The sequence below is a fragment of the Acidobacteriota bacterium genome (genome assembly GCA_030774055.1).
In the GTDB taxonomy this organism is placed as follows: Bacteria; Acidobacteriota; Terriglobia; order Terriglobales; family Acidobacteriaceae; genus JACPNR01.
This window is the reverse complement of the sequence record JALYLW010000054.1, coordinates 1-22,083: the sequence shown is the minus strand read 5'-3', so window position 1 is coordinate 22,083 and position 22,083 is coordinate 1. Positions and strand designations below refer to the sequence as shown.

The window sequence follows — 22,083 nt, the reverse complement described above, 5'->3', positions numbered from 1 at the left end:
CCGCGGCGGGCGAGTGCAGCGCGAGGGCGACGCAGCCCGCAACGCGGGCGTTGCGGCGACCTCGATCAAGAGACGATGGCCCAAAAGCTTCGCACCGACGCGCGGCAGCGGCTGTACCTACTCGCGGGGCTGCTTTGTTTCTGGATGCTCGCCATCGGCGCGCGTCTCGTCTACCTGCAAGTCTTTCACTACGGCGATTTCGCCAAACAAGCGCAGCGGCAGCAGCAGCGCTCGATCGACGTTGCTCCCATCCGCGGCGTGGTCTACGACCGTAGCGGACACGAGCTGGCGATGAGCGTGAGCGTGGACTCGATCTTCGCCGTCCCGTCCGAGATACCCGACCAGCAATCGACTGCCGAGGTCCTCGCCAAAGTATTAGGCACCGATGCGGATGACGTGCTTGCCCGCCTGCGCGGCTCGCGCGCCTTTGCCTGGGTGGCGCGCAAGGTGGACAACGACACCAGCGAGCGCGTGCGCGCGCTCAACCTGCGCGGCATTTATTTCCAGAAGGAATCGAAACGCTTCTACCCCAAGAACGACCTGGCCGCGCCCGTGCTCGGCTATGTGGGCCTCGACGACGCCGGGCTGAGTGGGGTGGAGCGCGAGTTCGACCAGCGACTGCGGGGCAAGCCGGGGCGCATGCTGATCACGATGGACGCCAAGCGGCGCTGGTTCGGTTCGGTGGAACGGCAGCCGCAGCCGGGCGACAACCTGGTGTTGACCATCGACGAGAAGATCCAATACATAGCCGAGCGCGAACTCGCAGCGGCGATGGCGCGGACGCACGCGGCGGCGGGCACGGTCATGGTGCAGAATCCGCATACCGGCGAGATATTGGCGCTGGCGAGCCGCCCGTCATTCAATCCCAACGCCTTGCGCGGCGTGACGCCGGAGCAGTTGAAGAACCGCGCGGTGAGCGACGTCTATGAACCCGGCTCCACGTTCAAGGTCATCACCATCGCGGCAGCGCTGGAAGAGAGGATCACCAACCCCGACGAGTCCATCGACTGCCAGAACGGCGAGATCTACATCGCCGGGGTGCGCATCCGCGACCACGCAAAGTTCGGCAACCTTACGGTGAGCCAGATCCTGGAACATTCTTCCGACGTGGGCGCGATCAAGCTCGGCCTGCGCCTGGGCGAAGAGCGCTTCGACCGCTACATCCGCGGCTTCGGTTTCGGCGCGCAGTCGGGCGTGGAGCTGCCGGGCGAGACGCGTGGCATCACCAAGCCGGTCTCGCGCTGGTCGAAGGTCTCGATCGGCGCCATCTCGATGGGGCAGGAGATCGGCATCTCGGCAGTGCAGCTGGCCGCGATGGTCTCCACCATCGCGAACGACGGCCTGTACACACCGCCGCGCATCCTGGCGGCGAGCTCACAGCACGATGCGGCAGGCAGCCAGCCCTTGCAAACCATCGCGTACAAAGTCCCGGAGCAGCGGCGCGTGGTCTCAGCGCTCACCGCCGTCCAGATGCGCCGCATGATGGAAGGCGTGGTGCTGCGTGGCACCGGGCGGCGGGCGCTGCTCGATGGCTACACCGCCGGCGGCAAGACCGGGACGGCGCAAAAGATCGATCCCCGCACCGGCACGTATTCGCGCTCGCAACTCATCGCTTCTTTCGTCGGCTTCGCGCCGGTGAACACGCCGGCGATCACGGTGGCGGTGATCCTGGATTCGCCGGTCGGTCCGCACGAAGGTGGACAGGTTGCCGCGCCGGTGTTCGCGCGCGTGGCGCAGCAGGTGCTGGCCTATCTGAACGTTCCGCACGACGTCGAGATCCGCAGCCCGCAGCGTTTGCTGCTGCGCGCGGCGGCACAGGTGAAAGATGATGAGATCGCAGAAAGCTCTCCTGACCGTTTTGGCGGCACACTCACGCCGCCAGCCGAGGATGCGTCCGCGACGGCAACCGCGGCAGCGCCCGCACCAGAAGCGGTCGCATCCCTGCGTCCGGCGAGCGTGATCAAGGAGCAGCCCATCGACGCGGCAGCTTCCGAGCCTCCGCTGACACCGCCCGAACTGCCGGCTCCGCCGGTCATCGGCGGCACCATCGTGGTGGAGGTTGAGGGTGGCGCGGTCGTGCCGCAGTTCGTGGGCAAGCCGCTGCGCCAGGTCATCGAGCTGGCGCAGGAGTCGGGCATCGAGCTCGACGTGAGCGGCTCGGGGGTGGCGCGCGCGCAGGCGCCGCCGGCGGGCACGCGCATCCCCGCAGGCGCGCACGTAGCGGTGCGGCTGGCGAGATAAACGCACGCATCATGCTGACCGCCGCGACGCGCCTCAGGATGACCCTTGGTAACGGGATGCGACGGTAATCGCGATAGTGATCGCGACATATAATCACCCTGGATGACGTTTGATTCTCTTCTCGACGGCGTGGAAGTCCTGAGCCAGGCGGGCAGCGCGTACGTAAAAGGGCTGGACTACGATTCGCGGCGCGTGCAACCCGGGTGGTTGTTCGTCGCGATGCGCGGCGACACGACCGACGGCAACCGCTACATCGACGCCGCGGTCAAGGCCGGCGCGGTCGCGGTGGTGACCGACTCGGCGAGCGAGGCGCCGCGTGAGGGCGTGGCGTGGGCCGTAGTCCCACATGGACGGCGCGCGCTGGCGCGCATCAGCGCGAACTTCTACAAGCATCCGGCAAATCGGCTGAAGCTGGTCGGGATCACCGGCACCAACGGCAAGACGACGACGGCGTACCTGGTGGAATCGATCTTTAATTCGGCAGGGCGGAAAAGCATCCTCGTGGGAACCATCGAATATCACGTTGCGGGGAGAGTCATTCCTGCGCCGCACACCACGCCCGAGGCGCTCGAGTTGGAACGATGGTTGGCGCAGGCGGTGGCGAACGGCGCGAGCGACGGCGTGCTGGAGGTGTCGTCGCACGCGCTGGCGCAGCAGCGTGTCTACGGAGTGCCCTTCGAGGTCGCGGTGTTCACCAACCTCACGCGCGACCATCTCGACTTCCACAAAGATTTCGAGGACTACTTCGCCGCGAAGAAGGTGTTGTTCGAAGGCTCGGGCACCGAGCCGCCGCCCTTCGCCGTGGTCAACGCCGACCATGAGTACGGGAAAAAACTGGCGGGCTACGTGAAGTCGCGCTCGCAGGTGTTCACCTATGGCATCGAGGCGGGCGAGTTTCGCCCGCTGAACCTCGAGGTCACCGGCAAAGGCAGCCGTTTCGACGTGGAGACGGCCGCGGGCAAGCTCGCCATATGGACTCCGCTCGTGGGCCGCGTGAATGTGTACAACGTGTTGGCGGCGATCGCGTCGGGGGTGGCGCGCGGGTTTTCCGGCAAGCAGATCGTGGAGGGCATCGCCGCGCTCGGCCACGTCCCCGGCCGCTTCCAGCGCGTGGATGAAGGCCAGCCGTTTTCCGTGGTGGTGGACTATGCGCACACCGACGATGCGCTGCGCAACCTCACGCAGGTTGCCCGCGATTTCGCCTCCCGCGAGGGCGCGACGCAGCGTGGGGGACGCGTGATCACGCTCTTTGGCTGCGGCGGCGATCGCGACAAGAAAAAGCGTCCGCTGATGGGCGAAGCCGCCGGGAAGGGAAGCGACTTCGTGGTGCTGACTTCCGACAATCCGCGCAGCGAGGAGCCGATGGCCATCATCAATGACGCGCTTCCGGGATTGGAAGCCACGGGCACGCCGCACACGGTCGAGCCCGACCGTCGCAAGGCTATCGCGGTGGCGCTCGCGGAAGCGAAGCCCGGGGACATCGTGCTCATCGCCGGCAAAGGTCACGAGGATCACCAGATCACGCGCGAAGGGAGGCAACCGTTCTCCGACGCGCAGGTCGCGCGCGAGGCGCTGCAAGCGTTGGGGTACGGCGCCGCGCAGGCGGGTGCGAAATGAAGCCGGCAGGTACGAATTGAAGCTCACGCTGGAGAGGGTCGCCGAGTTTGTCGATGCGGATGCGAACGCCGCCTTCGACCGGCACGCGCTCGCGACCGGCTACTCCATCGATTCGCGGACGCTGAAACCTGGGGACCTTTTCTTCGCCATCGCGGGCGAGCGCTTCGACGGACACGACTTCGTAAAAGCCGCGCTCGCGGCGGGCGCGGTGGCGACCGTCGTGAGCAAGGACTGGGTGGAGGCAGGCGACCCCACCCGCCTGCTCGCGGTTCCCGACACGCTGGCGGCGTTGCAGCGCCTGGCACTCGCCGTCCGCAAGACGTGGGGAAGATGCGTTGTCGGCGTGACCGGCTCGGCCGGCAAGACGACGACGAAGGACGCCATTGCGCACGTTCTGGCGACGAAGTTTCGCGTGCTGAAGTCGGAAGGGAACCTCAACAACCATTATGGGCTACCGCTGCAGCTGCTGCGCCTCGAGCCGGAGCATGAGGTCGCCGTCATCGAGATGGGGATGAACCACCTCGGCGAGATCGCGGCGCTGGCAAAGATCGCCGAGCCGGACGTTGGAGTGGTGACGAATGTTGCCCCAGTGCATCTCGGCTTCTTCGAGTCGGTGCGCGAGATCGCGCAGGCGAAGTTCGAACTCATACAATCCCTGCCCCGCGGCGGAGTCGCGGTGCTGAACGCGGACGACGAGTACGTCTCGCAATTCGGCCGCGACTTCCACGGCAAGGTGGTGATGTTCGGCATCGCGCATGCGGCAGACGTGAGCGCGCAGAACATCGTGGAGCGCGGCGCGCAAGGGTCGGAGTTCGACCTTGTCGCCGGCGAAATGCGCGAGCGGGTGCACCTTCCCCTGCTCGGACGCCACAACATCTATAACGCCTTGGCGGCGGCGGCGGTGGCCTTGCACGACACCATGAGTGACCATCTGCGTCATCATCTGCATCATCTGCAACCCAGCGAGATCGCGCAGGCGCTGGCAACGCTCGAGCCTGGCGAAAAGCGTGGCCAGGTGCTGCACATCGCGGGCGCGACGGTCATCAACGACTGCTACAATTCGAATCCGAAAGCGCTGGAAGCGATGATCGATGCGCTCGCATCGCTGCCGGCGAAGCGGCGCATCGTGGTGGCGGGCGAGATGCTGGAACTGGGCACCGCGGCGGACGCGCTGCATTATGACTGCGGCGCGCACGCGGCGGCGAAGCGCATCGACATGCTCATCGGTGTGAGGGGCGCGGCCAAGAAGATCGTGGAAGGCGCGCACGCCGGCGGGCTGATCTCCGCCGCGTACGTGGAGACGCCCGAAGCAGCGGGCGAGTGGCTGGCTGCGACCGTGCGCGAGGGGGACGCGGTGCTGCTCAAGGCCTCGCGTGGCGTGCGCCTGGAGCACGCGCTCGAAAAGTGGCAGAGTGTTGCGGGGAAGGCGACGAGTTAAACATCCGGCGAGAAGGACGGAGAACGATTGCTTTTTTGGCTGCTCTACGAAAAGATCTTTCATCTCGATCCCTTTTTTTCTCCGTTCCGCATCTTCCGTTTCCTCACCTTCCGCACCGCGTTCGCTTCGCTCACCGCGCTGTTCATGGGGCTGATCATCGGGCCGGCGGTCATCCGGCAACTGCGTGAGTTCCAGATCGGCCAGTACATCCGCGAAGAAGGCCCGAAGGCGCACCAGAAAAAAGCGGGCACGCCGACGATGGGCGGCGTGCTCATCACCATCTCCATCATCGTGCCCACGCTCCTGTGGGCCGACCTCAGCAATAAATTCGTGTGGCTGGCGGTCGCGGCCACGCTTGCCTTCGGCGCCATCGGATTCGCTGACGACTACCTGAAGATCGTCCACCATCGCAACCTCGGGCTCACCGGACGCACCAAGCTGGCGCTGCAAGTGCTCACCAGCATCATCATCGCGGTGATCCTGGTGGCGCTGCAGGCGCGGGGCGAGTACTCCACCCACCTGATCGTCCCGTTCTTCAAGAACTTCCGGCCCGACCTCGCGTTTTCCGGTTTGGAGCAGTATCCGTACCTGGTGCCGCTGGCCTTCCTGCCCTTCATCATCTTCGTGGCCATCGTGATCGTGGGCTCGTCGAATGCGGTGAACCTTACCGACGGACTCGACGGCCTGGCCATCGGCTGCACCGTGATCGCGGCCGGCGCACTGACGGTGCTCACCTACGTGAGTGGCCACGCGCAGTTTGCCGACTATCTCGAACTCCAGCGCATGCCGCAGGTGGGCGAGCTTTCCATCTTCTGCGGCGCGATGGTGGGCGCGGCCATCGGATTCCTCTGGTATAACGCGCATCCGGCGGAGATCTTCATGGGCGACGTGGGCTCGCTCGCACTCGGCGGCGCCATTGGGACGGTCGCCGTCATCATCAAGCAAGAGCTCCTGTTGCCATTCATTGGCGGCATCTTCGTGATCGAGGCACTCTCGGTGATCCTGCAAGTCGGCTCCTACAAGCTGCGCAAGAAGCGCATCTTCAAGATGGCGCCACTGCACCACCACTTCGAACTGCTGGGCTGGTCGGAGTCGAAGATCATCGTGCGCTTCTGGATCGCCTCGCTGGTGTTTGCACTCTTTGCTCTGACCTCGCTGAAGTTGCGCTAGCGTCTGCGGGGAACGTGGCAGAATGGGGACAATGCAACTAGACGGGAAGCGCGTGCTGGTCGTGGGACTGGGAAAGTCTGGCGTGGCCGCGGCATTCTTCCTGAAAGATAAAGGCGCACGCGTCACCGTCTCCGACGCCAAGACGGAAGACCAACTGCGCGAGCACATCCCAGCGCTGCTCGACCGCGGCATCGTGGTCGAGGCGGGCCGGCACGGCGAGCGCACTTTCCGCGATCAGGACCTGATCGTCGTGAGCCCCGGCGTCCCCTATGACGAGCCGCATCTCGAAGCGGCGCGCGCGCTTGGTGTGCCCGTGATCGGCGAGGTGGAACTCGCGGCGCGCTTCCTGCAGGGACCGATCGTCGCTCTCACCGGCTCCAACGGCAAGACGACAACCACTTCGCTGATCGGCGAGGTCTTCACAAAAAGTGGATTGAAGACGCAGGTCGGCGGGAACATCGGCAAGCCGGTCATCGACATGGTCGCCGCGTCGACTCCCGAGACGTGGAACGTGCTCGAGATATCGAGCTTCCAGTTGGAGACGATCGAGAGCTTCCATCCCAAGATCGCCGTGGCGCTGAACGTGACGCCCGATCACCTGGACCGGCATCGGACGTTCGAGGGCTACGTCGCCGCGAAGGCGCGCATTTTCGAGAATCAGACAACTTCCGATTTTGCCGTCCTGAACATGGATGATGCGACTTGCGTGTCCCTGGCGCAGCGAGTGAAGGCGCAGGTGCGCGGATTCAGCCGGCGTGAGGCGGTCAAATCGGGCGCCTATATAAAGGATGGCCACATCCTCTACCACGATAACGCAGGCGAGCGCGAGATCATGCCGGTGTCGACCATCACGCTCAAGGGCGCGCACAACCAGGAGAACGTCCTGGCGGCCGTTTGCGCGGCGATGCTGGCGGGATGCAAGCCGGCGCAGATCGCCAATGCCGTCCGTGAATTCCATGCGGTCGAGCATCGTCTCGAGTTCGTCGCCAATATCAACGGCGTGGAGTACTACAACGACTCGAAAGCGACGAACGTGGACGCGACCATCAAGGCGCTCGAGTCGTTCGCCGGCGGAATCCACCTGATCCTCGGCGGAAAAGACAAAGGCAGCGACTATTCCGTTTTGAATCCGCTGTTACGCGAGCGCGTGAAGCGGGTGTACACCGTCGGTGCGGCGGCGGCGAAGATCGAGGAGCAGATTTCAGGTACAAGTCCAGTCATCCGCGCGGAGACGCTCGAGACGGCGGTGCGCAAAGCCGCGGAAGCGGCGATGGCGGGCGACGTGATCCTGCTGGCGCCGGCGTGCGCCAGCTTCGACCAGTTCACGAGCTACGAACATCGCGGACGCGTCTTCAAGGAACTCGTGCACGCCTTGGTGGTTCGTAAAGAACGCGAAGTGCAGGGAGGCGCAGCGTAGTGGCAAAACGCGTGAGCGTAGACAAGACACTGTTCATCGTCACGCTCTTGCTGGTATTCATCGGGCTGATCATGGTGTTCAGCGCGTCGGCGGTGATGGCGCGCGAGCGCTACGGGTCGGCCTACGCATTCCTGTTGCGGCAGTCTGCGATGGCGGTGATGGGATTCATCGCCATGCTGATCGCGATGAACGTGGACTATCGCCGCTACAAGCATCCCGGCTTCGTCTTCTCGCTCATCGGACTGACGTCGCTCCTGCTCGTCGCGGTCTTCTTCCTCGATACGGCGCACAACACGCATCGCTGGATCCGTTTTAGCTTCATCAGCCTGCAACCGTCGGAGCTGGCCAAGCCGGCAATCATCCTGTTTCTCGCGTACTTCCTGGAATCGCGCACGCGACAGATGGACGACTGGCGCAACACGCTCGTGCCGGCCATCATCCCTTCGCTGATCTTCTGTGCGCTCATCATCAAAGAACCCGACCTGGGGACGGCCATCGTCTGCATGCTCATCACGGGCGCGGTGCTCTACGTTGCTGGGATGCGGATGCGCTGGTTCGCCGCCGGATTCGCCGCTTGCCTGCCGGTGCTCTACATGCTGATCTTCCGCGTGCAGTGGCGCTACGATCGCATCATGGCTTTCATGGATCCGTATGCCGACCCGCAGGGCAAGGGCTTTCACATGATCCAGTCGCTCATCGCCGTGGGCACCGGCGGCGTGACCGGTATGGGGCTGATGGAAGGAAAACAAAAACTCTTCTACCTGCCCGAGCCGCACACCGACTTCATCTACGCCGTGACGGCAGAGGAGTTCGGGCTGGTGGGCGCGCTGGTGGTGGTCGCACTCTTCGCCATCTTCTTGTATCGCGGCATGCGGACCGCGCTCGCCACCGAAGACGTGTTCGCGCGCTACCTCGCCACCGGCATCACGGCGATGGTGGTGATGCAGGCGCTGTTCAACATCAGCGTGGTGCTGGGATTGCTGCCGACGAAAGGTATCCCGCTGCCTTTCATTTCCTATGGCGGCACGGCGCTGTTGGTTACACTGGCAAGCGTCGGGGTGCTGCTGAACATCACGCAACAGACGGATTAGGCCAGCTACAATTCTTCCATGAGTCAAAGCAGCGTCAAGAGTGAGTTCCGCACGATCATTGATTCACTCCCTGATACCGCCACCTGGGACGACGTACTTCGCGAAGCCTTCGTGAGGGCATTGCTCTCCGAAGGAGTGAGCGACGCTGAAGCTCGGCAGAGCTATTCCGAGGCTGCGGTTCGCAAGTGGCTCTTCAAGGCTGCTTCATGAGGGCGGTCCTGGCCGGCGGTGGGACCGGCGGACACGTTATCCCCGCGCTGGCGATCGCGCACGAGCTGCGCGCGCGCTACGGCGCGGAGGTCGCGTTCATCGGGACGGAACGTGGCATCGAGACGCGCCTGGTACCGAAGGCCGGGTTCGCGCTGCATTTCATCGAAGTCGGCGGGCTGAAGAATGTGAGCATGGCGCAGCGCATGAAGACTCTGCTCGCGCTGCCGCGTGCGGTCGTTCGTTCTTGGCAGATATTGCAGGCGTTCAAACCGCAGGTGGTGATCGGCGTAGGCGGATACGCGAGCGGACCGGCGATGCTGGCGGCGTCGCTCAGTTCCATCCCCAACATCGCGTTCGAGCCCAACGTTGTTCCGGGACTGGCGAACCGCGTGGTCGCGCCGCTGGTGACCACGGCGGTGGTGCAGTTCGAGCAGACGGGCGAGTACTTCCGGCGTTACGTGGTGACGGGTGTCCCGGTGCGGCATGCTTTTTTTGAATTGCCCCCACGGCCGCCGGCGGAACGAACACCGGGCGAGCGGCCTACGTTGCTGGTCTTTGGCGGAAGCCAGGGGGCGGCGGCGATCAATCGCGCGGTGATCGAGGCGCTGCCCGAACTGGCGGCACGCGTGCCCGGGCTGCACATCATCCACCAGACCGGAGAGCGCGACTATAATCCGGCGCAGGCCGCGTATCTGCGCGCGCCCTTGTCGGCGGAGGTCAGCGCGTTCATCGACGACATGCCGCAAGCGTATGCGCGAGCAGACGTGCTGCTCTGCCGTGCGGGCGCGAGCACGGTGGCGGAGATCACCGCGGCAGGGAAGCCGGCCATCTTCGTCCCGTTCCCACGCGCGTCCGACGATCATCAGCTGCGCAATGCCGAGACGCTGGCGGCGCGCGGGGCGGCCATGCTGATCCCGGAGGCTGAACTCACGCGCGAGCGCCTGATCGAAGCCGTGGCGGGCTTGTTGAACGACGCCGCGGCCCGCCAGAGGATGTCCGCCGCGGCGCGGGCGATGGCGCACGCGGACGCCGCCGGAACGATCGCTGCAATCGCGGCGCGGCTCGCGGGCGCGGTACGGAACGAAGGCAACAACTCGAGAACGGCGGCAGCACACTAAGCGACACACTGGGCAGACACCAAGTAGCCCACTCAATGTTCACACGCATCCAGAGGATCCATTTCGTCGGCATCGGCGGCATCGGCATGAGCGGCATCGCCGAAGTGATGGTGAACCTCGGCTATAAGGTGTCGGGTTCCGACTTGAAGCATTCCGCCGTGACCGAGCGGCTGGTGAAGCTGGGTGCAACCATCTTCGAAGGGCACAGCGCGGAGAACATCGCGAGCGCGGCTCCCGAAGTGCTGGTGACGAGCTCTGCGATCGCGCGTGATAATCCGGAGGTCGCGGAGGCGCGCCGGCGGAAGATCCCGGTGATCCAGCGTGCGGAGATGCTGGCCGAGCTGATGCGGCTGAAGTACGGCATCGCCATCGCCGGCATGCACGGCAAGACGACCACCACGTCGATGGTCGCGCAAGTGCTCGCCGCCGGTGGACTCGACCCCACGGTGATCGTGGGCGGACGCGTGGAGGCGATGGGCTCGAACGCGCGCCTGGGCAAGTCGCAGTATCTCGTCGCCGAGGCGGATGAGAGCGACCGCTCGTTCCTGAAGCTCTCGCCCATCCTGAGCGTGGTCACCAATGTGGACCGCGAGCACATGGATTGCTATCGCGACATGGCCGACGTGGAGCGCACCTTCATCGAATTCATGGACCGTGTTCCGTTCTACGGCATGGTGGTGACGTGCAACGACAACGACGCCTTGCGCGCGCTGCTGCCCAAGGTCGACCGCCGGGTGGTGACCTATGGCACGCGCCCGGGCTCCGACTTCTGCGTTGCGCTGCCTCCGGCGGCGGCAGTCATTGCCGGGGGCGAGCGGCCGGTATCGAACTTCAGCGTGACGTTCGGCGGGAAGCCGCTGGGCGATTTCCATCTCCACGTCCCGGGCGCGCACAACGTACTGAACGCGACGGCAGCGATCGCGGTGGGCATCGGACTCGAAGTGCCGGTGGCGGCCATCCGCGAGGCGCTGGAAAAATTCCGTGGCGTGGACCGGCGCTTCCATTCCAAGGGGAGAGCGGCGGGCGTGACGGTGATCGACGACTACGGCCACCATCCCACCGAGATCCGCGCCACGCTGGCGGCGGCGCGGCAATGCGGATTCCGGCGCATCCACGTGATCTTCCAGCCCCACCGCTACACGCGCACGCAACTGCTGCTGGACGACTTTGCTACCGCCTTCGGCGATGCGGATAGCGTCCACGTGCTCGATATCTACGCTGCCAGCGAGCAGCCCATTGCGGGCGTGACCGGGGAAGCGCTGGCGCAGCACATCGCACAGCGCGGCGGAAAGGCAGCGGTGTACCAGGCGTCCTTTGCCGACGCCGTCGAAGTTGTGGCGCAGGAAGCGAAAGAGGGCGACATGGTGCTCACGCTCGGCGCCGGCAGCGTCTCCCAGCTCGGCCCGCAACTGCTCGAACGCCTGGCCGCATCGCAGGCCAGCGTGGTGGTCAAGAAGGGATAGTCGAGGGTCCCGTCTGCTGGTACTCTGGCCGTGACATTTTGGCGACATCGGCTGTTCGAATATCCGTTCTTCGGACATCGCTTCTTCGGACATCGCTTCTTCGGACATCAGCGTTCGACCATGAAAACCCTCTGGCCAGGCACGCGAGTTCTAGCCGTTGCGCTCTGTCTTCTGAACGCCGCGCATGCCTTCGATCCCACCAAGCCGGTGCTTGCGGACCCTACGACGCTGATGGAAGCGGGACACTGGAAGCGCGCGCGCGCGCTCGTGGACCCGCGCTTCCGTGCCCACCCGAACGATGCCGAGACGCTCTATCTCGAGGCGCGCATCAAGACCGCGTTCGGCGCCCCCGATGAGGCCATCAAGCTGGCGGAGCGGGCCTTCGAGTTGAACAAGAACAACGTGAACTATCACGGCGCGCTGGCGCAGCTCTATGGCGACAAGGCGCAGAAGGCCAATTTCCTGGAACAGATCGTGCTGGCGCGCAAGGTGAAGGGACATCTCGACGACGCCCTCGCGCTCGACCCCAGGAACTGGCAGACGCGTTCCGGCCTGGTGCAGTACTACCTGCTCGCGCCCGGCATCATGGGCGGCGACAAGCAGAAGGCGCAGGCCATCGCCGACCAGGCGGTGAAAGACGATCCCGGGCATGGCTGGATGACGCAGGCGCTCATCGCGCAGCACGACAAGGACATCACCAAGGTAGAAGCGGATTACCTCAGCGCACTGAAAGCCGATCCGCAGAGTTACAGCGCGATGGTCGCGCTGGGGACCTTCTACTTGCAGGAGACGGTCAAGAAATATGACTTGGCGGAGAAGTACGCGCGTCAGGCGATGAAGGCAGATCCGGGACGCTCTTCGGGGTACAGCCTGCTCGCCGCCCAGATGGTCTACACCGGCAAGACCGGCGGCGACCTCGACGCGCTGCTGGCGCAGGCGGAGAAGGCGAATCCGGATGACTGGACGCCGTATTATGCCGCCGGACGCACACTGATCGTGGTGGGAAAAGACTTTGAGCGCGCCGAGCGCTACCTGCGGAAATATCTGGCGCAGGAGGCAGAGGGCAACGCGCCGAAGCACGCGTATGCGCACTGGCGGCTGGGGCAGATGTACCAGAAGTCCGGCAAGAAAGACCAGGCCATCGTAGAGTTCGAAACCTGCCTGCGGGCGGAGCCGAGCTACGAGCCCGCGAAAAAAGACCTGAAGGCGCTGAAGTAACCGCGGAGGACTGCCGAAGAAACCGGCAGGGAACCGGACAAAAACCAACGATTTCCTCTATTTCCTTCTCTGCAAAAGTCCCATTCCACGTTATAGTTGCGGGCAGGGTTGCGAGTATCGCAGGTCTCTGCAGCGGCACCGCGAAAGGGAGATGGCAGGAAACGGACGATTCACGCGCGAGGATGAGCCTGAGCTGAAGCGCCGTGGGAGTTCCGCCTCGGCCGGCGTGGGCGACCCCGTCCTGAGTGAAGACGACGAACTGCGCGCCCTGGAGCTTGACGATCTCGATCGCGAAGACGAGCCGCAGTTCCTCCGCGGACAGAAGCGCGTTGCCGTCCGCCGCGGACCGCTCCCCAAGAAGACAGCCAACCGCCTGAAGTATCTCGCGCTCGCCGCGCTCGCCGGCGGCGTGCTGTTCACCGTGGGCTTCTCCCTCTACCGCTACGGCGCGCACTCGTGGCGCTTTCGCGTGGAGTCGGGAGCGAACATCGAGCTCAGCGGCAACCAGAACGTGAGCCGCGCGCAGGTGATGGAAGTGATGGGCGCGGACATCGGACGCAACGTCTTCTTCGTCCCGCTCGACGAACGCAAGAAACAGCTCGAGCAGATCCCGTGGGTGGAAGCGGCGACGGTGATGCGGCTGCTGCCCGACCGGCTGCGGGTGCAGGTAAAAGAGCGGACGCCGGTGGCCTTCGTGCAGCTGGGCTCGAAAATCGTGCTCATCGATGCGGGTGGCGTGCTGATGGAGCTGCCGGCCGGCTCCGCGAAAGCGGCAGCGTCGAAGTATTCGTTCCCCGTCATCGTCGGCACCGCGGATTCCGAGCCGCTCTCCACGCGCGCCGCGCGCATGAAGCTCTACAACGCGCTCGTCCGCGAGCTGGATTGGAATGGCTCCAACTATTCCAAGGACCTGAGCGAGATCGAGCTTTCCGATCCCGACGACGTGAAGATCACGGTGGCCGACCCGGCGGGCGCGGTGGTGCTGCACCTCGGCTCTGGGAACTTCATGGATCGCTACAAGACGTACATCGCGCACGCGGCGGAGTGGCGCGTGCAATACCAGAGACTCGAGTCCGTGGACCTGCGCTTCGATCGCCAGGTGATCGTGAATCCGGATCCGCGTGCCCTGGCGCCGGCGCACTCAACCGAGCGGCAGGCGAACCCAGCCGGCGTCAAACCAGCCACCGCGAAAACGGCCACCGCGAAACCAGCCACCGCGAAAACAGCCACCGCGAAAACAGCCACCGCGGACCCAGCCACCGCGAAGCCAGCCAGCGCGAAGACGGCGAGCAAGCCGACGAGAGCGAAACCGAGACCAAGAACAAGGTCCAGATCAACGACCCATGGGAAAAGAGCAGTCGAACCTACTCACCGCGATTGACGTAGGCAGCGCGAAGGTCTGCGCCATCGTGGCGGAGATCACGGAGACGGGTGTCCGCTATCGCGGCCACGGCCTCGCCGAATCGCGCGGCACGCGTAAGGGCGTGATCGTAGACCTCGACAAGACGGTCGTCTCGATCCAGCGTGCGGTGGAGCAGGCGGAGAACCTGGCGGGCGCGGCGGTGGAGAGCGCGGTGATCGGCGTGGCCGGGCCGCACGTGCGCGGCGTGAATAGCCGCGGCGGCATCGCCATCGGCTCGCGCTCGCGTGAGATCGCGCGCGAAGACGTGCGCGCCGCGGTGGAGCGCGCGCGCAACGTCTCGCTGCCGCCGGACAGGGAAGTGCTGCACTTGCTGCCGCAGGAGTTCATCCTCGACGACCACAACGGCATCCGCGATCCCGCCGGCATGGTGGGCACGAAGCTCGAAGTGCAGGTGCATCTCGCGACCGCGGCTTCCACCGCCACGCAGAACGTGGTGACAGCGGTGAACCGTGCCGGCATCCACGTGGACGACACCGTCTACGAGCCGCTCGCCGCCGCCGACGCGGTGCTCAAGGCCGATGAACGCGAGCTCGGCGTCTGTTTGTGCGATGTGGGCGCGGGCTCCACCGACCTCATCGTCTTCTTCGAGGGTGCGGTGGCGCATACCGGGGTGGTGCCGATCGGCGGCGACCACTTCACCAACGATGTTGCCGTGGGACTGCGAACCCCGCTCGCCGAAGCGGAGAAGATCAAGAAACTTTTCGGCAACGCCATGGTGACGCGCGTTCCCGAAGGCAATGAGATCGAGGTGCCGGCGGTGGGCGACCGGCAGTCGCGGCTGATGCCGCAGCGGCTGCTGGCGGAGATACTCGAACCACGGGCTTACGAGCTGTTCGAGATGCTGCGTGACCATCTGCGGCAGGCGGGCGTGTTCGAGCTGTGCGGCGCGGGCACGGTGTTGACCGGCGGCGCGGCGCGGCTGCCTTCGATGGCGGAGGTGTCGGAGAACGTGCTGCGCAAGCCCGCGCGCGTGGGAAGACCATCTCCCATCTCAAAGATGCCGGCCGCGCTAGCCGAGCCCGAGTTCACCACCGCGGTAGGGCTGGTCTTTTACGGACATCGGACGCGGCTGGCCCGCGGTCCGCAGGAAGCAGGGCTAGGCGCGAAGCTGAAGGCGCTGTTCGCGCGCAAGTCGGGCTGAGGAAAAGTTTCGAGTTTCCAGTTTCAACTTTCGGGGTTACAGTGCAAACAAATCTGCGGAAGCGGTGACCAATGCCTGACGACAAGAAGAGCGAAGTCCGCATCCAGTTCAACGAAGAGGCGCGCAACGCCGCTCGCATCAAGGTGATCGGCGTGGGCGGCGGCGGTTCGAACGCGGTGAATCGCATGATCGACGCCAAACTCGAGGGCGTTGAGTTCGTGGTCGCCAACACCGACCTGCAGGCGCTGCAGATGGCGAAGGCGCCGCACAAGATACAGCTCGGCGTGAAGCTCACGAATGGGTTGGGCGCGGGCGCGAATCCGGAAGTGGGCCGGCGGGCGGCGCTCGAAGACTCCGACCAGATCATCGAGGCGCTCGAGGGCGCGGACATGGTGTTCGTCACCGCCGGACTCGGCGGCGGCACGGGCACGGGCGCGGCGCCCATCATCGCGTCGCTGGCAAGCGAGATGGGAGCGCTGACGGTGGCGGTAGTCACCAAGCCCTTCGCCTTCGAAGGCAAGCGCCGCTTGCAGCAGGCCGAGCGCGGCATGCAGGAGCTGATCGATTCGGTGGACACGCTGATCATCATCCCCAACGAAAAACTGCTTGCGGTGGCACAGAACGCGGGCTTCTTCGAATCGTTCCGCGTGGCCGACGACATCCTGCGGCAGGCGGTGCAGGGTATTTCCGACATCATCACCATCCCCGGCATCATCAACCGCGATTTCGCCGACGTGAAAGCCATCATGGCGGGAATGGGCCCGGCGGTGATGGGCACGGCGACGGCGCGCGGGGAGAACCGCGCCACGCTGGCGGCGCAGGCAGCGATCGCGTCGCCGCTGCTCGAAGCGGGCGCGATCGACGGGGCGCGCGGCATCCTCATCAACATCACCGGCTCGAGTTCGCTGAAGCTCAGCGAGGTGCACGAAGCTTCGACCATCATCCAGAGCGCGGCGCACGAGGACGCCAACATCATCTTCGGCGCGGTGATGGACGAGAGGATGAAGGACGAAGTGAAGATCACGGTGATCGCCACCGGCTTCAAGACCGAGAACCTGCACAAGAAAGAGAAATCGGTGTCGGCGGCGGCCAACGCCATCGCGCAGCAGCGGACGGCAGCGTCGTATCCCTCGGTGTCTTCATCTTCATCGTCGGCGTCTCCGACCTCGTCTGGTCACGCGAACCAGGGTTATGCGAACCAGTCGCAGCGACCTTCGATCCCGGTGGCGCCGCATCCCATGAACACGCCGGGCCGCGAGGTCACCAACCTGCAGAACGTGAAGGAAGCGGTGAAAGACGTGGAGCACGACGATCTCGACGTGCCCGCGTTCATCCGCAAGCGCGGGGAATCGCAGTAGGCGCGGGGACCTGATCCCGCGGCTTCGTTTCCGCGGACGCCGTTCTGCGCCCACCGCTTGCTCGCCTCCGCAACTCTCTGGTCAGAGGCTGCTGCATCGAATCCCGGAATGGGCGCAGGTGTTGTAGGGTAGCGCACACTGGGTGTTTACCCGTTGCAATATAGATAACAATGACCGTACTATCGAGCAGCAACTCACCCCAGCAAGACGGGAATCTTTTCCGGGACGCTTGAATCGAAAGACAAGGCCTCGCTAAGTTTCCTGAACCGCGAGCGGTAGTCAATCAGTTGGGTTTAGGCAGGGCATGAAAAAAGGTCTCGCAGTCTCAAGTCTCGTAGCCCAGGCTATCTTCCTCGCCATCCTGGTGCTGTCGTTCGCGACGGCGGGTTTCGCTCGCTCAGCCACCTCGAAATCCGCGGCAAAGAGATCCCAAAGCAAGATCACCGAAGCGTCGAGCGCGCAGAAGAAGATGCGCGCGAAGCGCCACAGCCGCCGGACGCGGCGCTCCGCCAACGGACGCCGCCATCGCCGCTTCTACGAGCGCTTCTACATGAGCTCGTACGCGGAAGGCGTGGCGCAGGGCGATCAGTCCGCGGGTGAAGACCAGATCGTGCGCGCCGCGGCGGTGGACGCACTCGGCAACATGAACGGCACCGTGGTGGCCATCGATCCCACCAGCGGACGCGTGCTCGCGATGGTGAACCAGAGGCTGGCGCTCTCCGAGGGCGCGCAGCCATGCTCCACCATCAAGCTGGTGACGTCGCTGGCGGCGCTGGACGAAGGCATCGTCGACAAAGACACCGAAGTGCCACTCTCGCGACGCTCGCGGATGACACTCAGCCACGCCATCGCGACTTCTAACAACCAATACTTCGAAGTCCTGGGACGCCGCCTCGGCTTCGAGAAGGTCGCCTACTACGCCCGCCAGTTCGGTTTGGGCGAGCTGGCCGGCTACAACATCGAGGGCGAGCACCTGGGCGCGTATCCGGAAGAAGAGATCCCGGCGAGCCAAGGCGGCGTGGGCAAGATGTGCTCGTATGGCGAGGGCGTTTCGATGACGCCGCTACAGCTGGGCGCGATCGTCTCGGCCATCGCCAACGGCGGGACGCTCTATTACATGCAGCATCCCAACTCCGCCGAGCAGGTCGCCAACTTCCAGCCGCGCATCAAGCGGCAGCTCGAGATCACGCAGCTCATCCCGCAACTCACCGAAGGCATGGCGGGCACGGTGGAGTACGGCACCGGACGCAGCGTGCGCTACAACTTCAGCGAAGAGCAGATCCTGGGCAAGACGGGCACGTGCTCGAAAGACGGCACGCGCTTTGGCTGGTTCGCGTCGTATGCGAACACGCAATACGGACGCATCGTGACCGTCGTCTTCCTGCAGGGCGGGCGGCCGACCTTTGGGCCCAAGGCCGCGGAGATCGCCGGACGCCTCTATCGCAACCTCTACGACCACAGCTTCTTCGCCTCCGCTCCCGCGGCACCGGAACGGACGAGCGAGAGCGCGGTGGGCGCGGCGCACTAGTAGCTTCTAGCTGCTAGCTTCTAGCAAACCAGATCAAAGTCACTTGGGCGCTGGAGTCGGTGACGACTCTGGCGCCCCTCGTATTTCCGCTCCGGTCCTGCCGATGGCGTTTGCGGTGCGGGTGAGCGCGGAGAGCGAGGCCGCGGCCCGCGCGCGGGCTTCAGGTGAAAGCCCCGCGGTCCGCGCCGGGTCCCCGAGCTGTTGCTGCAACCGGTCGCGGACGACCGTCCAATCCACCTGTCCGCCGGGGCGGTTCGTTTTCTCGACCGCCCATACGATGCTGCGCTTGCGGAGCTGGAAGATGGCACTCTCGAGATGCGGCGCCGGCTGGAATGCGTGTTCGGCGGCACAGTAGGTCCCCAGCTGGTAGAAGACGACGGTGGCGAGCGCGGTCCGCTTGTCGTCATTCGAGGAGCCCCTGAGCCGGATGTCCTGAATGTTGTAGGAGCGGACGATGGCGGTGCAGGCGGCCCCGTCCGGCTCCTGTTCTTCCTGCTGCTGCTGTTCGTCCGTCCAGGTGACCAGGTCGCGAAACTCTTTCCACTCCGCGCCGCGAAAACGCGCGTCGAGATACTTCTCCAGGACCTCTCGGATCTCGGCGCGGGCGCGGGCTTCCCGGTCTTTCTCTCTGGCCACGGCCGGAACGACGGTGGCGACCGCCACGACCAGGGCGAGCGCGAACAGGGAACGGGGCATGGGAACGTTTTACTACATCCACTCAGCCGACAATCGAGGCGGATTGGGATACCCCCTCCCCCCCGGTGCGCCCGATTCTTGCATTTGCCAATGCCTTCAGCAGGTTACAGGGAAGTGGTCTCGGTCCTAATCTCGGTTCGATCTCGGTTCGATCTCGGTTGATCTCGGTTCGATACTGGTGAGGGACGAGATCTGGTCGATCTGTCGAAACAAAGGACTTACAGGCGCGAATCCGTGGGAATCCGACGGATATCCGCGGGGAATCTGAACGAATATCCGTGCCTGAGTCGGAGGCAGTTCTCTCCCCCGCGACAGCCGCAGACCGGGGACTCTAGCACGTAGGAATGGCCTAATGATGAGAAGGAGCGTGATGGTCCGGCGTGGGACGGACGAGATGAGAGTAGCGTGTCGTTGGGCGAAAATAAAGCGAAATCGTGAGGATGTCTTTTATCCTCCCACACAAGCGGACGCTTGTATGGGGCACCCATTGTCTGGGCCACCCGCCCCAAAGGATGGGGCACCCATTGCCTGGGGCACCCGGCCCAAAAGGGCTCCGTGTCTCCGTGCCTCCGTGGTGAAGGGTTTGATCCGCGTTCGTCTGCGTTGATCTGCGGCGAAAAGGCGCGGGCAAGATGCCCGCGCGCCAGCCGGCGGGACGCCGGCGCTCCGAAGGCGCTAGTGGGCGCGGCGGTTGGGGTTGGGCTCGTCGAGCGCGACCTTGCCGTCTTTGAGGTGGATGATGCGGTGCGCGTAGGCGGCGATATCGGCCTCGTGGGTGACGAGGATGATGGTGTTGCCCTGGCCGTGGAGCGCGTCGAACAGCGCCATGATCTCGTTGCCGGTCTTGGAATCGAGGTTGCCGGTGGGCTCGTCGGCGAGGATGATGGAAGGATTGTTGACCAGGGCGCGCGCGATGGCGACGCGCTGGCGCTGTCCGCCGGAGAGTTCGTTCGGTTTGTGCATCATGCGCGATTCGAGGTCGACCTTGCGCAGCGCTCCCTTGGCGCGCTCGATGCGCTCTTCCGAAGCGGTGCCGTTGTAGATGAGTGGCAGCTCTACGTTGTGCAGCGCGGTGGCCCTGGCGAGCAGGTTGAAAGTCTGGAAGACGAAGCCGATCTCCTTGTTGCGGATGCGCGCCAATTCATCGTCATCGAGCTCGGAGACGAGCTGGCTGTTGAGCCAGTACTTGCCCTTGGACGGCGTATCCAGGCAGCCGATCAGGTTCATGAGCGTGGATTTGCCCGAGCCGGAAGGTCCCATGATGGCAACGTACTCGTTCTTGCGGATGGTGATGTCGACACCGCGGAGGGCGTGCACCTGCTCCGAACCCATGTCGTAGGTCTTCCACAGGTCGTCGGTGACGATCATGCCCTCGCGGGGCGGGGCATTGAGTGCCGCGTCGTTGAGTACGGTTGCGCTGTCAGCCATGGTGAGTGATCCGGATGCCATCGTTGCCGCCTTTCGTGTCTCCGTTCCCGGACGGGCGGTCGCCCGTCTCCACACGAACTCAGTGGAGTAAACGTATTAGACGGGCTAATGGTTCCAAGGTTTAGGTCTTATCCTCTTTTTTCGGAGCGACGTTGTTTACCTTGACGCTGGCGCCGTTCTTCAGGGTACGCAGCACTTTGTAGCTGCCGATAACGATCTCGTCGCCCTCGGCGAGTCCGCTGACCACTTCCACGTTGGTGGTCCCGGTGATGCCGGTCTCGACCGGCTTGAACTGCGCCTTGCGCTGGTTGCCCTTGCCGGTGAGGACGAAGACGCCCTGGATCTCGTCTTTGGCGTCCTTCTTGGCGGGGGTAGCCGCTTCCACGCCGCCCGCCTTGCCCGGCTTCTTCTCTTCCAGGTCGGCCTTGGTGCGGATGGTGAGCGCCTGCAGCGGGATGGCGAGCGTGTTCTGCTTGGCCGCCGTCGTCACCTTGGCGGTGGTCGAAAGGCCGGGGCGCAGGTTCTCCGGCGGGTTGGTGAGCGTGACGACGACCTTGAAGTCCTTGGCTTCTTGCGAGCCGGCGGTGGTCTGCGAGGTGGCCAGGCCGGTAGAGCGCAGGATGGCGATGTTGCCGATCTCGGTGACGATGCCGGGGAACTTCTTGTTGGGGATGGCGTCGATGGTGACCTCGGCGGGCTGGCCGACTCTTACGTTGACGATGTCGGTCTCGTCCACGCGGACCTCGGCGGTGATGACGGACATATCGGCGAGCGTCATCAGGGTGGAGCCGGGCGAGTTCTGGATGCCGACGACGACCGTCTCACCCTCGCGCACCGGCAAGCTGGTGACGACGCCATCGTAGGGAGCGAGATACTGCGTCTTGCTGAGCACGTCGGAGGCGCGGGTGAGGGTGGCCGCGTTCTGCGAGATGCGCCGTGAAGCAGACTCATTCTGCGCCTTCGCCTGGGCGAACGCGGCGGCGGCGGAGTCGTACGAGCTCTTGCGCATGTCGAACTCGGACTTGGGGATGAGCCCCTGCTGGTAGAGCCCCTGGGCGCGCTCCCAATCCTGCTTGGTGCGCTCGACGTCTGATCGGGCGCGCTCGATGCCGGCCTGGGCGGCAACGGCGTCGGTGCGCGAGACGTCGAGTCCAGCGCGGGTGGCGTTCACGTCGGCGTTGGACTGCACGTTCTCCAGCTGCGCCAGCATCTGGCCCCGCTTCACGTGGTCACCCTCTTTTACGAACAGGCGCGTGATCTTGCCAAAGGCGTTGGCGCCGATGTTCACGTAAGTCTTGGGCTTGATCTCGCCCGAGGCGCTCACGATGGTGGCCAGGTCCTCGCGCGCGACCTTGCCGGTCTGCACTTCGGGTGCGTTGCCGCCGGAAAAGCTGACCGTGGCGACGACGATGCCGCCCACGACCACGACGGCGGCGATGGCGATGATGAGCTTCTTCTTCATAGACGTTAAGTGACGCTGAGCGCCGAACCTTTCTTTCAAGGGCTCGCGGTGCAGCCGCTACGCC

Annotated in this window: 17 protein-coding genes; 14 read left to right on the top strand and 3 right to left on the bottom strand. The window is 64.7% G+C overall.

All coding sequences use genetic code 11. From position 1 onward, the window contains the following. Positions 1 to 75 precede the first annotated feature (75 nt). From M3P27_04460 to M3P27_04395, 14 genes are all read left to right on the top strand, one after another. Positions 76 to 2,241, top strand: coding sequence for a transpeptidase family protein (locus M3P27_04460; GenBank protein MDP9267564.1), 2,166 nt, complete (start codon positions 76 to 78; stop codon positions 2,239 to 2,241). A 102-nt stretch (positions 2,242 to 2,343) separates the two neighbouring features. Continuing rightward, positions 2,344 to 3,858, top strand: coding sequence for a UDP-N-acetylmuramoyl-L-alanyl-D-glutamate--2,6-diaminopimelate ligase (locus M3P27_04455; protein ID MDP9267563.1), 1,515 nt, complete (start codon positions 2,344 to 2,346; stop codon positions 3,856 to 3,858). A 16-nt stretch (positions 3,859 to 3,874) separates the two neighbouring features. Further along, entirely contained in the window at positions 3,875 to 5,296 is a 1,422-nt protein-coding gene (locus M3P27_04450) for a UDP-N-acetylmuramoyl-tripeptide--D-alanyl-D-alanine ligase (protein MDP9267562.1), read from the top strand. Positions 5,297 to 5,323: 27 nt separating this feature from the next. Further along, a complete protein-coding gene (gene mraY, locus M3P27_04445; protein ID MDP9267561.1) occupies positions 5,324 to 6,466 on the top strand; it encodes a phospho-N-acetylmuramoyl-pentapeptide-transferase in 1,143 nt (380 codons plus the stop codon). 31 nt (positions 6,467 to 6,497) lie between these two features. Beyond that, positions 6,498 to 7,883: a UDP-N-acetylmuramoyl-L-alanine--D-glutamate ligase gene (gene murD / locus M3P27_04440; protein ID MDP9267560.1), complete on the top strand. Its 1,386-nt coding sequence runs from the start codon at positions 6,498 to 6,500 to the stop codon at positions 7,881 to 7,883. Beyond that, positions 7,883 to 8,974 carry a putative lipid II flippase FtsW gene (gene ftsW / locus M3P27_04435; GenBank protein MDP9267559.1) on the top strand — a complete coding sequence of 364 codons (1,092 nt, stop codon included), beginning with the start codon at positions 7,883 to 7,885 and terminating at the stop codon, positions 8,972 to 8,974. Before murD ends, ftsW begins: the two co-directional genes overlap by 1 nt. A gap of 18 nt (positions 8,975 to 8,992) precedes the next feature. Beyond that, positions 8,993 to 9,184 carry a hypothetical protein gene (locus M3P27_04430; protein MDP9267558.1) on the top strand — a complete coding sequence of 64 codons (192 nt, stop codon included), beginning with the start codon at positions 8,993 to 8,995 and terminating at the stop codon, positions 9,182 to 9,184. Beyond that, positions 9,181 to 10,302 (top strand): undecaprenyldiphospho-muramoylpentapeptide beta-N-acetylglucosaminyltransferase, encoded by a 1,122-nt coding sequence (gene murG, locus M3P27_04425; GenBank protein MDP9267557.1) that lies wholly within the window; start codon positions 9,181 to 9,183, stop codon positions 10,300 to 10,302. The genes M3P27_04430 and murG overlap by 4 nt, the downstream gene beginning before the upstream one ends. 35 nt (positions 10,303 to 10,337) lie before the next feature. After that, positions 10,338 to 11,765 (top strand): UDP-N-acetylmuramate--L-alanine ligase, encoded by a 1,428-nt coding sequence (gene murC, locus M3P27_04420; protein ID MDP9267556.1) that lies wholly within the window; start codon positions 10,338 to 10,340, stop codon positions 11,763 to 11,765. A 30-nt stretch (positions 11,766 to 11,795) separates the two neighbouring features. Further along, positions 11,796 to 12,983, top strand: coding sequence for a tetratricopeptide repeat protein (locus tag M3P27_04415; GenBank protein MDP9267555.1), 1,188 nt, complete (start codon positions 11,796 to 11,798; stop codon positions 12,981 to 12,983). Positions 12,984 to 13,134: 151 nt separating this feature from the next. Beyond that, a complete protein-coding gene (locus M3P27_04410) occupies positions 13,135 to 14,364 on the top strand; it encodes an FtsQ-type POTRA domain-containing protein (protein ID MDP9267554.1) in 1,230 nt (409 codons plus the stop codon). Then, on the top strand, positions 14,327 to 15,547 hold the full coding sequence (ftsA, locus tag M3P27_04405; protein MDP9267553.1) for a cell division protein FtsA: 1,221 nt from the start codon (positions 14,327 to 14,329) through the stop codon (positions 15,545 to 15,547). The genes M3P27_04410 and ftsA overlap by 38 nt, the downstream gene beginning before the upstream one ends. Positions 15,548 to 15,618: 71 nt before the next feature. Further along, on the top strand, positions 15,619 to 16,905 hold the full coding sequence (gene ftsZ / locus M3P27_04400; protein ID MDP9267552.1) for a cell division protein FtsZ: 1,287 nt from the start codon (positions 15,619 to 15,621) through the stop codon (positions 16,903 to 16,905). Between the two features lie 304 nt (positions 16,906 to 17,209). Beyond that, complete coding sequence (locus tag M3P27_04395; protein ID MDP9267551.1) at positions 17,210 to 18,433, top strand: penicillin-binding transpeptidase domain-containing protein; 1,224 nt, start codon at positions 17,210 to 17,212, stop codon at positions 18,431 to 18,433. A gap of 39 nt (positions 18,434 to 18,472) precedes the next feature. On the opposite strand, the gene M3P27_04390 is transcribed toward M3P27_04395, so the two are convergent. From M3P27_04390 to M3P27_04380, 3 genes are all read right to left on the bottom strand, one after another. Next, positions 18,473 to 19,129 (bottom strand): hypothetical protein, encoded by a 657-nt coding sequence (locus tag M3P27_04390; protein ID MDP9267550.1) that lies wholly within the window; start codon positions 19,127 to 19,129, stop codon positions 18,473 to 18,475. Between the two features lie 675 nt (positions 19,130 to 19,804). Continuing rightward, entirely contained in the window at positions 19,805 to 20,557 is a 753-nt protein-coding gene (locus M3P27_04385; GenBank protein MDP9267549.1) for an ABC transporter ATP-binding protein, read from the bottom strand. Positions 20,558 to 20,678: 121 nt separating this feature from the next. Further along, positions 20,679 to 22,019 (bottom strand): efflux RND transporter periplasmic adaptor subunit, encoded by a 1,341-nt coding sequence (locus tag M3P27_04380; GenBank protein ID MDP9267548.1) that lies wholly within the window; start codon positions 22,017 to 22,019, stop codon positions 20,679 to 20,681. Between the last annotated feature and the right edge of the window lie 64 nt (positions 22,020 to 22,083).